Source organism: Christensenellaceae bacterium 44-20, assembly GCA_041223705.1.
Classification (GTDB): domain Bacteria; phylum Bacillota; class Clostridia; order Christensenellales; family Christensenellaceae; genus QANA01.
In genome coordinates, this window is sequence record JBCLQU010000001.1 from 283,941 (window position 1) to 299,525 (window position 15,585).

The following is a 15,585-nucleotide window of genomic DNA, read 5'->3' on the forward strand; positions in this document are numbered from 1 at the left end:
GAGGATATCAATCTGTGTGGAGGGAACAGAAGAAAGATGACGCATTGATTTTTCGCCTAACTGCACTCGAAAGCGGTGCAGTAATCAAATAGTGCAAAAAAAGAGAGAAAGCGAAGCTTCTCTCTTTTTTTGCGGGATTCCGGTTTTGCAAAATGCAATTTTTAGAGAAACAATAGTTTCCTTGATTTTTTCTACTGCTGGGAATAGAGCTGATAATAGGCGCCTTTTTTCTCCAGCAGCTGTTCATGCGTTCCTTGCTCGACGATGCCGCCATCGCCGATGACCAAAATGAGATCGGCATTGCGGATCGTGGAAAGCCGGTGGGCGACGATAAAGCTGGTGCGCCCTTGCAGAACCGTGGTGATCGCCTGCTGAATGAGCTGCTCGGTCTGCGTATCGATAGAGGAAGTTGCCTCGTCTAATACAAAGATGCGGGGATCTGCCAGGATGACCCGAGCGAAGGAGATAAGCTGTTTTTGGCCCGTGGAAAGGCGGATGCCGCCTTCGCCAACCTCGGTATCATAGCCGTGCTCCTGCTCCAGAATGAACTGCTCGGCATGCACCATCTGCGCGGCTCTGCGCACCTCCGCATCCGAGGCGTCTTTTCTGGCATAGCGGATGTTATCCCGGATTGTGCCCGAAAAAAGGTGCGGGGATTGGAGCACATAGCCTAAATTGCGCTGTAACCAAAGCTGTGAGCGCTCCCGGTAATCCACGCCGTCGATTAAGATGCGGCCGGAAGTGGGCTCATAGAAGCGGCAAATGAGGTTGATAATCGTGCTTTTGCCTGCGCCGGTTTCTCCGACCAGCGCGATGCTCTTGCCCGCGGGAACATGCAGATTGAAGTTGGAGAGAATCTGCTCCTGGGGGATATAGTGGAACCCAACATTCTCAAAGGTAACATCGCCATGCAGCTTTGGCCAGTTTTCCTGCTTGGGATGGAAACTATCGCCAAAGACCTCCTCAACTTCGGGCGTATCCGTGATCTCGAGGGGCGTATCCAGCAGAGAGAGCACTCGCTCGGCCGCCGCCTGTGCGCTTTGAAACTCTGCCAAAATTCTGGCCAGCTGCTGGATGGGATCAAAGAGCTGGGTGGTATAGGAAAGGAAGGCAGAGAGCGTACCAAAACCAATGAGGCCAAGCAAAACCTCCTGGCCGCCGCGATATAGGGCCAGCGCCGTGCCCACAGAGCTAAGCAGCATGACGATGGGCATGAAAACCGCCGAGAGCACGGCCGAGCGGATGGATACCTTGCGCATGGTCGTGGTAATCTCCTGAAAATCTTCCAGGTTGGCCTGTTCGCGCACGAGAGTTTTGGTCGTCATGGCACCCATGATCCCCTCGTTGAACGCGCCGGTGATGCGGGAGTTGGTCTTGCGCACCTCCCTCTGGCATTTGAGGATTTTCTTCTGGAAATAGAGGCATAGAATGGCGAGAACGGGGATGACGCAGAGCGCGATGAGCGCCAGCTGCCAATTCAGGGAAAACATCGCCGCCATGCACCCGACGACAAAGCTGAGCGCCCAGAGCACATCTACCAGGCTCCAGGCGATCATCTCGGAAAGCCGGGCGACATCGCTGATCATGCGGCTCATGAGGTAGCCAACCGCTGTCTTATCGTAGAAGGAGAAGGAGAGCGTTTGCAGCTTGAGAAAGACATCCTGGCGAATATCATAGGATATCTGCATTTCCAGCTTGCCTGCGCCCGAAACGAAGCACATGACGCCGATGCTCTGCAAAGCGACGGCCAGAACATAGGCCGCAAAAAACCAGCCCAGGCCATCGGTGGTGCCGGGTGTAATAAAATGGTCAATGGCATATTTGTTGAAAAGCGGATAGGCGATATCCACAAGCGCCACGCAAATCAGGGAAAAGACGCTGAACATCACCAGGCCCTTGGAGCGCCAGGCGTAGGAGATCAGCCGCTTCCAAAGGCTCATATCTATTTTTTCTGAAAATTCCTGTTCGTGAAGGCTGCTCATACGCCCTCTCCTTTCTGGCCGCTTTGTTTCTGCATACTTTGAATTTCGGCAATCCGGCGGTACATGCCGTCCTCCGCCATCAGCTGATCGTGCGTTCCCTGCTGCACCAGCCGGCCGTTTTCCAGCACGAGGATATGGTCGGATTCCCGCAGTGTCGTGATGCGGTGAGAGATGATGAAGGTGGTGCAGGTGCCGCGGATAGAGGCCAGAGCCGAGCGAATGGCGGCGTCTGTCTCGGTATCTACGGCGCTCATGGAATCGTCGAAAATCAAAATGGGGGCGTTTTGCATGAGCGTCCGGGCGATGGCCACGCGCTGCTGCTGGCCGCCCGAGAGGGTAACGCCCCGCTCGCCCACGACTGTATCATAGCCTGAATCAAAGCGCTGGACAACATCGTGGATTGCGGCGGCCTTTGCCACCGAGTAGACCTCCTCATTGCTGGCGCTCGGCGCGGCCATGCGGATATTTTCCAGTATCGTGCGGGAATAGAGGAAGGGCTCCTGCAGAACGATGCCGATGTTTTTGCGCAGATGCTTGTGTTCGATATCGTTCACATTGACGCCGTCAATGAGGATTCGGCCTGAAGTGCAAGGGTAGAGGCGCTGCATGAGCTGCACGAGAGAGGTTTTGCCCGAGCCGGTTGAGCCGAGAATGGCGATGGTCTGCCCGGCTTTGACGGAGAAACTGATATCTTTTAACACATCGTCATAGCGATCATAGCCAAAGCAGACGTGCTCAAACTCGATGTTGCCGGAAATCTCTGGAGTCAGCGCCTGCCCCGGCTCTTTTTCGGGCTCGGCAGAGAGAATCTCGTCAAGCCTGCCCAGAGAGACGCCGGCTTTGCCCAAATCCGAGAGAATGCGGCCCAGCTGCCGGACGGGCCAGGCGAGCATATCGGTGTAAGTAGTGAAAACCAAAACGTTGCCCAGGCTGAAATTGCCTGTTACGGCGAAATACACACCTGCCAGCGTGGAAATGCCGATCTGGAGATAGATGAGGCCATCTGTTCCGCCCCAATAGACGCCGAGCAGTGTGTTGAGCTTGGCTGTGATATTTTTATAGGCGCGGTTTTTCTCTGTGAACTGCTCCATCTCATTTTTTTGCTGCCCAAATGCGCGGACGACGCGCACACCTGTGAGGTTTTCCTGCAGTGTAGTGGAAAGTTCTCCTTCGGCCTCGTCGGAATAGGCGAAGTATTTGCGCACTTTTTTATAGTAGACAAACGAGATGATGCAGAGGAAAGGAAAAGTGGACATCGAGATCAGCGCCATCTGCGGATGAATGGAGAACATGAAGACAGCGGCGACGCTGACCATGGTCAGCGCGCGGACGATCTCCAGCAGCTGCATACCGATAAAGCGGCGCACCATATCCACATCTGAAGTGCAGCGCTGCACCAGATCGCCTGTGGAGGCGTGCTTATGGTAATCATAGGGAACCTCCTGCAAATGCGCGTAAAGCTTATCCCGCAGGGTTTTGGCGACCCCCTCGGAAACCTGCGCGATGCTGCGGTTGCGCAGAAAAGCGAAAAGACCGTTAAGCAAGGTGAGAGCAACTAAAACGACAGCACAGATGGCGAGGTTGCCAGCCAGCATCTCCCTATCCGCAAAACTCTGCGCCAGGGATTCGAGAAAGAAGGGCAGGGAAGGAGCCTGGCCTCCGATCACATAGTCGATGGTAAAGCTGGAAACCAGCGGAATAAGATAGGAAAGAACCGTGCCGCAGAGCACGGAAAAGGCGCCTAAGAAAAGATAGCGGCGCAAGCCCTTGAGCAATTCGCCGGCAAGCCGCCAGCTGCTTTGATGCTTCATAAACACCTCCGGAAAAACGAAAAAAGCAAGACTCCTATCATAAAAACAGATGAAAAAGAATATCTACATTATATAAATGATTGGAAAGTTTTTCAATCGCGTTTCTCCATCATTTTCCCGCGGCCTTAAAATGGCAGAGCATTTTTACTCAAACGATAGGCGAAAAGCACTTCTTGTGGTATACTTTTTGATAGAAAGCAAGATATAGTAAAGATTGGAATTGTAAATTTGAAAAAAACGTAAAAAATTCCTGAAATTTTTCTTGACTTTGAGAGCTTTAAATGCTAACATTACCTAAGAGTTAAACAACAGTTCGTTTTGTTGTTGGTAATTGGGAATTTCATTAATATCAATTTTTATATAAATGGGTTTTAACCCCGCTATTCAACTGAAAAAATGAAAAAACGGCATCTTTTTAAGAGGTGTTCTTTTGGTTCATGTGTTTATTGTAATATACAATTTTTAATTGTTACTTTAATAAACTATACTCAAATATTAAAGATGGTGGTGATGTAAGAAAATGGCAGAGCTATTACGCATGGAAGGGATCTCGAAAAGCTTCCCGGGTGTGCAGGCGCTGAAAGATGTTCACTTCGAAGTTCAATCGGGCGAAGTACATGCCCTAATCGGAGAGAACGGCGCAGGCAAATCCACCCTGATGAAATGCTTGACGGGAATCTATGTACCAGAGGAAGGGACGATGACTTTCAAAGGCGAGCCTTGGAAAGTTTCTAACCCCAAAGAAGCAACGGATAAAGGTATCTCCATTATTCATCAGGAGCTGAACCTGATGAACGCGCTGACGGTTGCGCAGAATATCTTCATCGGCCGCGAGCCCAGAAAGATGGCGTTCGTGCTCGACGACAAGAAGATGCGCAGAGAGACGCTCAAGCTGATGGAGAGAATCGATTTTTATCTGGATCCCGATGCTATCGTAGGAACACTTACAGTAGCACAGATGCAGATGGTTGAGATTCTGCGTTCCCTCGTTGTCGATACGGATATTTTGGTGCTTGACGAGCCGACTTCTTCGCTGACAAGTGCAGAGGTTGAGAAGTTGTTCACGATTATCCGTGGTCTGCGGGATGCAGGCAAGGGTATAGTTTATATCTCCCACAGATTGGAAGAGTTCGATCATATTGTCGATAAAGTAACAGTCCTTCGGGATGGCCAATATGTAAATACCAAGCTTTGGAAAGAGACGACCATCAATGAGATGATCGCATCCATGGTTGGCCGCGAGATGACGGAGCAGTTCCCCGAGCGCCACGCCGAGATTGGCGAAGTCGTTCTGGAAGCAAAGAACATCGTGCGCGGCAAAGTCCTCAAAAACTGCTCGATGTATGTTCGCAGGGGCGAAGTGCTGGGCATGGCAGGCCTGATGGGCGCCGGCCGTACCGAGCTGGCTCGCGCAATCTACGGTGCGGATAAGATTGATTCCGGTGAAGTTTTCATCAACGGCAAGAAAGTCAATATCCACAACCCGAAAGATGCTGTTAAGATGGGCATTGCTTATCTCTCCGAGGATAGAAAGAGAGATGGCCTCATGCTCGACCAGGATGTTTCCTTCAACACCTACATCGCAAACCTGGATAAATACTCCACGGGCGGCGTTGTAAATGATAAGGAAATCAGAAAGACAGTTGGCGAGTTTGTCGAAGCACTTTCTATCAAGACTCCTTCGCTGCAGCAGCTTACGCAGTTCCTCTCTGGCGGTAACCAGCAGAAAGTTCTGGTCGCTAGATGGCTCTGCAAAAAATCCGATATCATCTTCTTCGATGAACCGACGAGAGGTATCGACGTTGGCTCCAAGTATGAGATTTACTGCCTCATCAACGAGCTGGCGGAAAACGGCGCTGCAGTTGTCATGATTACTTCGGAAATGGCCGAGATTTTGGGCATGAGCGATAGAATCATGGTTATGTATGAAGGCACTGTCGTAGGCGAATTGTCTGCGGAAGAAGCGAACCAGGAGATCGTCCTGCACATGGCTTCCAATACACATAGACTTATGGAGGAAAAATAAGAGATGGAAAAGACAGCACAAGCTAAGCTTGGAAAGAAGAAGCTCACTGGTGACCAGTGGCAAAAAATTACGATTATCGGCCTAATCCTGGCCGTCTGCATCGCATTCTCGTTCTTGTCGGAAGCATTCCTGACGCTCGAGAACCTGATGAACATTCTGCTTCAGATGTCCGTTGTATGCATCATGTCCTTCGGCATGACGATCATCATCATCAATGGTGGTGTTGACCTCTCGATGGGTGTTATCATCGCCTTCACCGGCGTTGTTGCAGCTCTGTTCGTTAAGGGCGGTAAAGATGGCGACAGCACGGGCAACATCTACATCGGTCTGCTGCTCGGCATTCTGGCTGGCGCTCTGATCGGCTTCATCAACGGCACGGTTGTTGCACGCTTTGGCCTTGCTCCTTATATCGCAACCCTGGGCATGCAGCTGACGCTGAAAGGTGTTACCTATCTGATTTCCAGCAACAGCCCGATTTACGTCGCGCCGACTTCTGACTTCAGACTGGTCGCTCAGCAGAAGCTCTTCGGCTTCCTGCCGCTGCCGATTCTTTACACAATCTTCTTCGGCCTCATTGCTTCCTTCATTCTGAAGAAAACAGTTCTCGGCCGCCACATCTTCGCTATCGGCTCCAACGATGAGGCTGCTAGACTTTCCGGTATCAACCTGCCGGTTGTCCGCACCATGGCTTATACGCTGGGCAGCACCTTCGCTGCAATCGCAGGTGTTCTGTATGCAGCTCGTGTTAACAGCGGTAACCCGACGGCTGGCGCTGGCTACGAAGGAAACGCCGTTGTTGCTACGGTTCTCGGTGGTACCTCCATGGCTGGTGGTCATGGTTCCATCAGCGCAGCAGTTATCGGTGCTATCCTGATGACACTGCTCCAGAACGGCTTCAACCTGATGAACGTTAACACCAACTATCAGATGATTCTGACAGGTGTTATCCTGATTATCTCGGTTGTCGTCGATAGAATCAGAAGAGAGAAAGCAATGTCCTAGTCGCTTTCAAGCGAATCTGAATGATAAAGAGCAAGCACAATGTGCTTGCTCTTTTATATTATTTTGAAGTGAAATCGCTTCAAAATGTATTTTATAAGTATGGATTAGGCCATTTTCCGGACAATTATCGATTATTTCCCGGGCATAGGGCTCGCACTATTCATTTGATAGAGATGAGTTACTATGAGAGGTAATAGGGGGGGCGTTGCGGAAAAGTTCTGAGGAACGGTGTAATTCTTATGGCCATCAAAGATTGATAGGATAGACTGGAACTTAATATTTTAAGTAAATGAAAATAGCAGGCCAAGGAAAAATGCGCTGGGAGAAGAGAGTGTCTGAAAATAGAGCAATGTATTGATTATGATGGCAATAAAAAAGAGAAGCAAACGCTTCTCTTTTTTTCTATTAAAGGCTAATTTGTTTTATTTTTGAGCAAAACGTCGTGCGCCCCACCTTCTACGATGGAAGTGGAGGAGACGACTGTAATCTTAGCGCGCTCCTGTAACTGTGCAATAGTGATGGCGCCCACATTGCACATGGTGGAACGAACTTTGCTCAAAGATGCCTGCACATTGCTGCGGAGGCTGCCAGCATAGGGAACGTAGGAATCCACGCCCTCTTCGAAAGAAAGGCCGGTGTTTTCGCCGCTGTCGTATCTTTGCCAGTTGCGCGCACGGTTGGAGCCCTCGCCCCAGTACTCTTTCATATAAGTTCCATTAATGTTGACCTTATTGGTCGGGCTTTCATCGAATCTGGAGAAGTAGCGGCCAAGCATCAGGAAGTCGGCGCCCATCGCCAGAGCCAGCGTCATGTGATAATCGTGCACAATGCCGCCGTCAGAGCAGATGGGGATGTAGATGCCAGTCTCTTTGAAATACTCATTCCTAGCGTTGACCACATCGATGAGGGCGGTAGCTTGTCCGCGTCCGATACCTTTTTGCTCTCTGGTGATGCAGATAGAGCCGCCGCCAATACCTACTTTGATGAAATCTGCGCCAGCTTCTGCCAGATAGCGGAAGCCTTCGCTGTCTACGACGTTGCCCGCGCCGATTTTGACGCTATCGCCATAATTTTGGCGCGTAAATTCCAAAACTCGGCGCTGCCATTCGGAATAGCCTTCGGAAGAATCGATGCAGAGCACATCTGCGCCAGCAGCGATCAGAGCAGGAATGCGCTCTTCATAGTCCCGGGTATTGATGCCTGCGCCGACCATATAGCGCTTGGAAGTATCCAGCAGCTCCAGAGCGTTTTCTTTATGTGTATCGTAGTCCTTGCGGAATACCATATAAACCAGATGATTATCATCATCGATAAGGGGGAGGGCATTGAGCTTATGCTCCCAGATGATATCGTTGGCAACTTTCAGAGAGGTGCTGACATGAGCACAGATGAGATCTTCGAATTTGGTCATAAACTCGGAGACTTTTGTATCCGCAGACATGCGGCTGACGCGGTAATCACGGCTGGTAACAAGACCCATCAATTTGCCGTTTGGCGTGCCGTCCTCGGTTACGGGCATGGTAGAATGGCCGGATTTTTGCTTGAGCGCCAAAACATCTGCAAGCGTATCATCCGGGCGAAGGTTGGAATCGCTGGTAACAAAGCCGGCTTTATAGCCCTTGACCCGGGCGACCATTGCGGCCTCGCTTTGGATGGATTGCGAACCATAAATAAAAGAAAGACCGCCTTCCTGCGCCAAAGCAATGGCCATCCGATCGTCGGATACCGATTGCATGATAGCGGAAACCAGCGGTATGTTGAGAGAGAGCTCTGGCTCTTCGCCTTTTTTGAACTTACAGAGCGGCGTTTTTAAGCTGACATTGGAAGGAATGCACTCGGCAGTAGTCAGGCCGGGGACGAGAAGATACTCGCCAAACGTGCGCGACGGTTCACTAAAATAGTATGCCATACTCACAATTTCTCCTTATGATAATTAAAACATATATTTCTATAAGGATAGCATTTTGGGGCAGGAAAGTCAAACAAAAGAGGGCACAAAAAACGGGCTTTTGCCCGTTTTTTGTCAGATGAATTTAGCTGTCGCGCTCTGCATTGCGCCCCCGTCCGAATAGGGTAGGGAGCTTGGAAGCGGCGCCTTTGATATACCCGCCTTTGACGGAGGAAACCTGGCCAACAGTGATAAAAGCGTTTGGCGTAAAGTCGTTGATGATCGCGATGGCCTCGTTGGTGCGCTTGCGTTTGAGCGTCAACTGCAAGACGTATTTTTGCTCGCCGTCGATGCCCTGGCCATCCAACACAGTCAGCCCAAAGCCTTTTTCGCGCAGGAAAGAGGCAAGCTGCAGGGATTCCGCGCCGCTGGGCAGATAGACTGCCACAGAGCAAAGCCCCAGAGCCAGTTTTTCATCCATCCAGGAGCCGATATAGTTGCCAAGGGCAAATGCCAGCGTCAGCGCGATGGCCTTCATCGGATCTTCCTGATAGCCCGTCAGAACAGAGGCCGTGATGAACAGCCACAGGATATATTCCAAAGCGGCAATGATGCAACCCACCAGGCGCATTCCCTTGTTGATGAGCACCGTGCGCAAAGTAGAGATGGAAACTTCTAAAATTTTGCCAAAAAAGATAAAGAGATAAACGGCGACGGTATGGCCGCTGGTAAAACTGGCGATGGCATTCATGAGTGCTTGCATAACAGGCTCCTTTTTGATTTATTCACCTTATTCTAACAAGGCGCAATGGAAAATTCAAGGAGAGTGGAAAAAGTTCATATTTGGGCAGCCGGAAGAGGGCTGCTGACCGGGTTTGTTTTATGCTATAATAGGAAAAAGGTAGAACTGCCAGGCAATTTACGGCTGTTCCTTCCGGGCAAAATATAGTATAATGAATGGGAGCTTTGCCGGCCGGAAGGGGCAAAGAAAAAGCGATAGAAAAGGCGGAAAGAGATTGGTTATTTTAGGGATAGACCCGGGAATTGCCATCGTTGGCTATGGCGTCATTGAATACGATGGTTTTCGAATGAAGCTGATAGATTACGGCGCGATTTTAACGCCGGCCGGCATGAAGCTGCCCGAGCGGCTGGATATTATTTTTGACAGCATGACGCAGCTGATGGAGCGGTTCGAGCCGGATGCCGTGGCTTTTGAGGAGCTGTTTTTCGCCAAAAATGTCAAGACGGCCATCGACGTCGCTCAGGCGCGGGGCGTCTCCCTGATGGCGGCGTATAAAAAGAACAAGGCGCTATATGAATATACGCCTTTGCAGGTCAAGCAGGCGGTAGTGGGATACGGCAGGGCAGACAAGCACCAGGTTCAGACGATGGTCAAGACCATTCTCTCCCTGGCGGAAATTCCAAAGCCAGATGACGCGGCAGACGCTGTGGCCGTCGCCATCTGCCACGCGCAGACGGTGAACTACCGCAAATCCAACCGATATTTTCGGGATTAACGGGGGAAAAGTGAATGTATGCTTATATACGCGGGGCGCTGGCCCTCAAAGGCAAAGATTACGTCGCTCTGGAATGCGGTGGTGTGGGCTATAAAGTGTTCGTTACCGAGCGCTTTCTGCAAAACGCCAAGCTGGGCGAGGAGACGACGCTGTACACGCAGCTGATTGTGCGCGAAGAAGAGCTTTCGCTTTATGGGTTTCCCAGCGAGGCGGAAAAAGAGATGTTCGAGAAGCTGATTGGCGTCTCGGGCGTTGGGCCTAAGGCTGGAAAGGCGATTTTATCCGAGATGACGGTGGCCGAGATCGCATCGGCCATTTTTTCGGCAGATTCCAAGGCGTTTTCCAAAGTGAGCGGGATTGGCCCGAAAACTGCCGGAAGGATTGCGCTAGAGCTCAAGGATAAGATCAAGGCGCAGGATGCGATTGGCGCTGTGGGCGGTGAGGAAACGCCGGCAAACACGGCCGTCAGCGACGCGGTAGCTGCGCTGGTCAGCCTGGGGTATGGCAAAGCAGAGGCGGCGCAGGCGGTTTCGGAGGTATCGGCTTTGGCGGATACGGCGGAAGAGCTCATTTTGCTGGCGATTAAGCGCATTGGCTAAAGACGAGCAGAGGGGAGAGCATATGCTGGAACAAGAAAATACAGAAGGACGCATTGTATCCGGGTTTTCCAAGGAAACGGAAGCCCCGATGGAAGTGAGCCTGCGCCCAAGGGTTTTAGAGGAATATATCGGCCAGGAAAAAGTAAAAGAGAGAATGCGCATTTTTATCGAGGCGGCCAGATCGAGGGGAGAGGCGCTGGATCACGTGCTGCTCTATGGCCCGCCGGGGCTGGGCAAGACGACGCTTTCGCATATCATCGCCAGCGAACTGAATGTGAACCTGCGCATCACTTCCGGCCCTGCCATCGAGCGCCCCAAGGATTTGGCGGCGCTGCTGACCAACCTGGGCGAGGGAGACGTGCTCTTTATCGATGAGATTCACCGGCTGAATGCCAGCGTGGAGGAGGTGCTCTATCCGGCGATGGAGGATTATGCGCTGGATATCATCATCGGCCAGGGGCCAAGCGCAAAATCACTGCGCATCGATTTGCCGCACTTTACGCTGGTCGGCGCAACGACGAAAGCTGGAATGTTGACTTCGCCGCTGCGGGATCGATTTGGCGTCATTTGCCGGCTGGAGCTGTATACGCCGGAGGAGCTGGATATTATCGTCGAGCGCTCGGCCTCGATCATGGGAATCAAAATCGAGCACGACGGCGCCATGCAGATTGCCCGGCGCAGCCGGGGCACGCCGCGTATTGCAAACCGTCTGCTGCGCCGCGTGCGGGATTTCGCAGAAATTCAGGCGGATGGCATCATCACTAAGGAAGTTGCGGATCGGGGCCTCGATATGCTGGAGGTGGACAGCCTGGGGCTGGATGGCGTGGATCGCAAAGTTCTGGAAACGATGATCACCATGTTTGGCGGCAGGCCGGTTGGGCTGGAAACGTTGGCGGCCGCGACGGGAGAAGAGGCTGCGACGATAGAGGATGTCTATGAGCCCTATTTGATGCAGCTGGGCTTTTTAATGCGCACGCCAAGGGGCCGGGTTGTTACGGATTTGGCTTATCAGCATTTGGGGTACCAGAGGCCAAAGGAACGGGAAAAAGACGATACCCAGGGGAGGCTGTTTTAGCATATGAACACCAGTGATTTTTACTACGATTTGCCCGAAGAGCTGATCGCGCAGACGCCGGCTGAGCCCAGGGATTCCTCGCGCCTTTTGATTTACCACCGGCAGGACGAGACGGTTGAGCATAAGGTTTTCTGGGATATTATCGATTATTTAACTCCCGGGGACGCCCTTGTGGTAAATGATACCCGGGTAATCCCAGCCCGGCTCTATGGGAAAAAACAGGGGACGGGAAGAGAAGTTGAGTTTTTACTGCTCAATCGGCTGTCCAAGGATACTTGGGAGGCCATTATGCGCCCGGGAAAGAAGCTGCGCATCGGCGATCGGGTGGAGTTTGCAGAGGATTTGCAGGCAGAAATTCTGGAGAAAAAGGAAGACGGCGTTACGCAGGTCAAGTTCTATTTTGAAGGGCTTTTCGAGCCTTTGCTGGAGCGATATGGCAATATGCCACTGCCGCCTTATATTACAAAACGGCTGGAAGATCGGCAGCGCTATCAGACGGTTTATGCCAAGGAAAACGGCTCTGCCGCGGCGCCGACTGCGGGCCTGCATTTTACGCCCGAGCTGATGGAGAAAATCCGGCAAAAAGGCATCGATATTATCCCGGTTTTACTGCATGTAGGCCTAGGGACATTCCGCCCAGTCAAGGTAGACAACGTGGAGAACCACAAGATGCACAGCGAATATTACAGCGTCTCCGCAGACTCCGCCCGGCGCATCAACGAGACGCGAAAGAGAGGCGGACGGATTATCGCCGTCGGGACGACTTCTGTGCGGACGCTGGAGAGCGTAGCGGATGAGGAAGGCTGCATCAAAGAGCAGAGCGGCAATACCGAGATTTTTATCTATCCGGGCTATCGCTTTAAATGCGTGGATGCACTGATTACCAATTTCCATCTCCCAGAAAGCACGCTGCTCATGCTCATTTCGGCTTTTATGGGAAAAGAGCAGGCGCTGGGCCTGTATCGCCTGGCGGTGCAAGAGCGGTATCGCTTCTTTAGCTTTGGAGATGCGATGCTGATAGTATAAAGAAGTATGTGATTTTTAATAAAAAGCATAGCAGGGAGTGAAAAGGGGCGGGGATAGATACCGCGCCCTTTTTATTGAACTCATGCAGTTTTCAATGTATTTAAAGGAAGTGTAAAGCGCGAGCTTTGAATTGAGAATGAGTGTGGGAGCAAGCAGCCACAAGCTGCAACCATGCCAGGGATAGTAAAAAGAGCGGATGGTTTTAAGCCATCCGCTCTTTTCATTCACTGCATATATCCTAGAAGCTTCGCACTTCCGCCACAAAATCTCCCAGCATGGCGGGAACGAGCTGAGCGCCTTTGGAATAACGCTCCTCTAACGGAAGCTCGGCCGAAGTGAGAGGGTAGACCTGCCCAGAATTGGTAATTACCTCAAAGGCGGCGGGCTTTGTCAGCAATACGGCGGCCACGAGATAGCTGCCATTGGTGCCGCCCTTTGCCCACTGGAAAGTTTTGAGGCCTTTACCGTTGCGACCCTGCACCTCATACTCCGAAAGCTTGCTCTGCTTGGCAAAGCCGAGCTCGCTGAAAATGGCGAGGTTGCCCTGGCCGTCCGTCTGAGCGGCGAAAATAATGCTGTCGTCCGCCGCCAGCTTGATGCCGCCAACGCCCTTGCCTGTTTTCCCCTGAAGGCTGATCTCCTCCTTGGAGAAACAGATGGACATGCCAGCCTTTGTAATCAGCAGGAGATTGGGAAGAGACGGGATATCCGCCTCGGCAAGCAGCAATTCATCCTTGGGCTTTAAACCGCAGGCGATGATCTTCTGTTTGCGGCTCTCCAGTTCGGCGAAATCGGTGTATTTTACCATGCCGCTCTTGCTTACCGTCAGCAGGCGGCCCTGCGCAGGAGAGGAGACGGAGATGATTTTTTCGCCTTTCTCGATGCCCGCCAGCAGGGAATTGATGGTGCTGCCGGCGTCCTTATACTTGGCTTCCTTGATACTTTCGACATCCAGAGAATAGAGGTTTGCATGGTTGGTAAACAGCCAGAGCTTTGCCTCTGTGTTTGTCTCGATGATCTGTGCCGGGAGATTGCGATCCGTCGCCTCGCCGCCCTCTGCGCCCCGGGCCAGTACCTTCCTATTCATGCGCTTGAGATTGCCGCCCTTGGTATAAATCACGGCGCACTCTTCGACCACTTTAAAATGCTCTTCATCAATCGTGATGGTGCCGCTCTCGGAAGAGAGGGGCGTGCGACGCTTGACGGCATATTTGGAACTGATAGCCGAAAGCTCCTGAATGATGACGCCGTCCAGCCGATCCTGCGAGGCCAGAATGGCGCGGAGTTCGTTTAGGAGCGCGACGGTTTTCTCGTATTCCTCCCGCAGGGTGATGACTTCCAGCTGGGTCAGGCGCGCCAAGCGCAGATCCAAAATCGCCTGCGCCTGAATGCCGGTGATATGGAGCTTTTCCATCAGGCCGGCCTTAGCCTCCTTGGAACTGCTGGAAGAGCGGATGATCTTGATGACCAGATCGATGTTGGTTACCGCAATGATGAGGCCCTCCAGCTTATGCTCCTTTTCCTCGGCCGCTTCCTTATCAAACTGCACGCGCCGGGTAACGACATCGCGCTGAAAGTTGATATAGTAATCCAAAATCTCCAAAAGCCCCAAAAGCTTGGGCTGCCCATCCGCAATGGCGACCATATTGATGCCGTAGCTGATCTGCATATCCGAATATTTGTAGAGGCAGTCCAGCACTTTTTCCGCATTGGTGCCGCTCTTTAATTCGATGACGGCGCGCAGGCCGGTACGGTCGGTCTCGCTGCGGACATCGCTGATCCCGGCAAAGAGATCCTTGCGCGTGGTGCGCAGCTGCTGGATTTTGCGCAGCATGGCCGATTCGCGGATCTCGTAGGGGAGCTCTGTGATGACGATGCGCGTCTTGCCGCCGCGGACCTGCTCAATCTCAGTTTTGGCGCGCAGAGTGATCTTGCCTTTGCCCGTCTCATAAGCCTGCCGAATGCCTTCCTTGCCCAGGATTACGCCGCCGGTGGGAAAATCCGGCCCCTTGATGCGGCGCATCACATCTGACAGCGAGCAATCCGGCTGCTGGATGCGCAGAATGACGCCGTCGATCACTTCCTTCAGGTTGTGCGGCGGAATGTTGGTCGCCAGGCCGACTGCGATACCCGTTGCGCCGTTGACCAGGATATTGGGGAAACGGCTGGGCAGAACAGATGGCTCTTTGAGAGAGTCGTCGAAATTCAGCTGGAAGGGGACGGTATCTTTGTTAATATCCCGCAGCATTTCCAGCGCGATAGGTGCCATGCGCGCCTCGGTATAGCGCATAGCCGCCGGGCCATCGCCGTCGATAGAGCCGAAGTTGCCCTGGCCGTCGATGAGGGGCATGCTCATGGAGAAATCCTGCGCCATGCGCGCCAGGGCTTCATAGATGCTGGAATCGCCGTGCGGATGGTATTTTCCCATGGTATCGCCGACGATACGCGCGCATTTCTTGTGCCCGCCGTCCGGGAAAACCTGCATTTCGTTCATGGCAAAAAGGATATGGCGCTGAACCGGCTTGAGGCCATCCTCCACTCTTGGAATGGCGCGCTCTAAAATGACATATTCCGCATAGGGCATGAAGCTGTCGTGCATCACGTCTTCCAGGGGTGTGCGTATAATGCTTAAAATCTCTTCTTTCATCGTCTCGTCTTT

General features: G+C 52.2%; 11 protein-coding genes. 6 read left to right on the top strand and 5 right to left on the bottom strand.

Annotated elements, in window-relative coordinates:
- Positions 1-191 precede the first annotated feature (191 nt).
- Both AALG83_01525 and AALG83_01530 read right to left on the bottom strand, forming a co-directional pair.
- Positions 192-1,982 carry an ABC transporter ATP-binding protein gene (locus AALG83_01525; GenBank protein ID MEY8381834.1) on the bottom strand — a complete coding sequence of 597 codons (1,791 nt, stop codon included), beginning with the start codon at positions 1,980-1,982 and terminating at the stop codon, positions 192-194.
- Positions 1,979-3,793 (bottom strand): ABC transporter ATP-binding protein, encoded by a 1,815-nt coding sequence (locus tag AALG83_01530; protein ID MEY8381835.1) that lies wholly within the window; start codon positions 3,791-3,793, stop codon positions 1,979-1,981. The genes AALG83_01525 and AALG83_01530 overlap by 4 nt, the downstream gene beginning before the upstream one ends.
- Positions 3,794-4,313: 520 nt before the next feature.
- Between AALG83_01530 and AALG83_01535 the strand changes: the two genes are divergently transcribed.
- Positions 4,314-5,819: a sugar ABC transporter ATP-binding protein gene (locus AALG83_01535; protein MEY8381836.1), complete on the top strand. Its 1,506-nt coding sequence runs from the start codon at positions 4,314-4,316 to the stop codon at positions 5,817-5,819.
- A gap of 3 nt (positions 5,820-5,822) precedes the next feature.
- On the top strand, positions 5,823-6,821 hold the full coding sequence (locus AALG83_01540) for an ABC transporter permease (GenBank protein MEY8381837.1): 999 nt from the start codon (positions 5,823-5,825) through the stop codon (positions 6,819-6,821).
- Between the two features lie 412 nt (positions 6,822-7,233).
- Here AALG83_01540 and AALG83_01545 read toward each other — a convergent pair whose 3' ends face one another.
- Together AALG83_01545 and AALG83_01550 are read right to left on the bottom strand one after the other, a co-directional pair.
- Positions 7,234-8,730, bottom strand: coding sequence for an IMP dehydrogenase (locus AALG83_01545; GenBank protein MEY8381838.1), 1,497 nt, complete (start codon positions 8,728-8,730; stop codon positions 7,234-7,236).
- A 124-nt stretch (positions 8,731-8,854) separates the two neighbouring features.
- The gene (locus AALG83_01550) at positions 8,855-9,472 is read right to left on the bottom strand and encodes a DUF5698 domain-containing protein (protein ID MEY8381839.1); all 618 of its coding nucleotides are present in this window, start codon (positions 9,470-9,472) and stop codon (positions 8,855-8,857) included.
- 253 nt (positions 9,473-9,725) lie between these two features.
- Here AALG83_01550 and ruvC point away from each other — a divergent pair, with 253 nt between their 5' ends.
- Genes ruvC through queA form a run of 4 tightly spaced genes read left to right on the top strand, consistent with a single transcriptional unit; the run spans position 9,726 to position 12,926 of the window.
- Positions 9,726-10,226 carry a crossover junction endodeoxyribonuclease RuvC gene (gene ruvC / locus AALG83_01555; GenBank protein ID MEY8381840.1) on the top strand — a complete coding sequence of 167 codons (501 nt, stop codon included), beginning with the start codon at positions 9,726-9,728 and terminating at the stop codon, positions 10,224-10,226.
- Positions 10,227-10,240: 14 nt separating this feature from the next.
- On the top strand, positions 10,241-10,825 hold the full coding sequence (gene ruvA, locus AALG83_01560) for a Holliday junction branch migration protein RuvA (protein MEY8381841.1): 585 nt from the start codon (positions 10,241-10,243) through the stop codon (positions 10,823-10,825).
- 22 nt (positions 10,826-10,847) lie between these two features.
- On the top strand, positions 10,848-11,900 hold the full coding sequence (gene ruvB, locus AALG83_01565; protein MEY8381842.1) for a Holliday junction branch migration DNA helicase RuvB: 1,053 nt from the start codon (positions 10,848-10,850) through the stop codon (positions 11,898-11,900).
- Between the two features lie 3 nt (positions 11,901-11,903).
- Positions 11,904-12,926, top strand: coding sequence for a tRNA preQ1(34) S-adenosylmethionine ribosyltransferase-isomerase QueA (gene queA, locus AALG83_01570; GenBank protein MEY8381843.1), 1,023 nt, complete (start codon positions 11,904-11,906; stop codon positions 12,924-12,926).
- A 238-nt stretch (positions 12,927-13,164) separates the two neighbouring features.
- On the opposite strand, the gene AALG83_01575 is transcribed toward queA, so the two are convergent.
- Positions 13,165-15,573: a DNA topoisomerase (ATP-hydrolyzing) gene (locus AALG83_01575; GenBank protein ID MEY8381844.1), complete on the bottom strand. Its 2,409-nt coding sequence runs from the start codon at positions 15,571-15,573 to the stop codon at positions 13,165-13,167.
- Between the last annotated feature and the right edge of the window lie 12 nt (positions 15,574-15,585).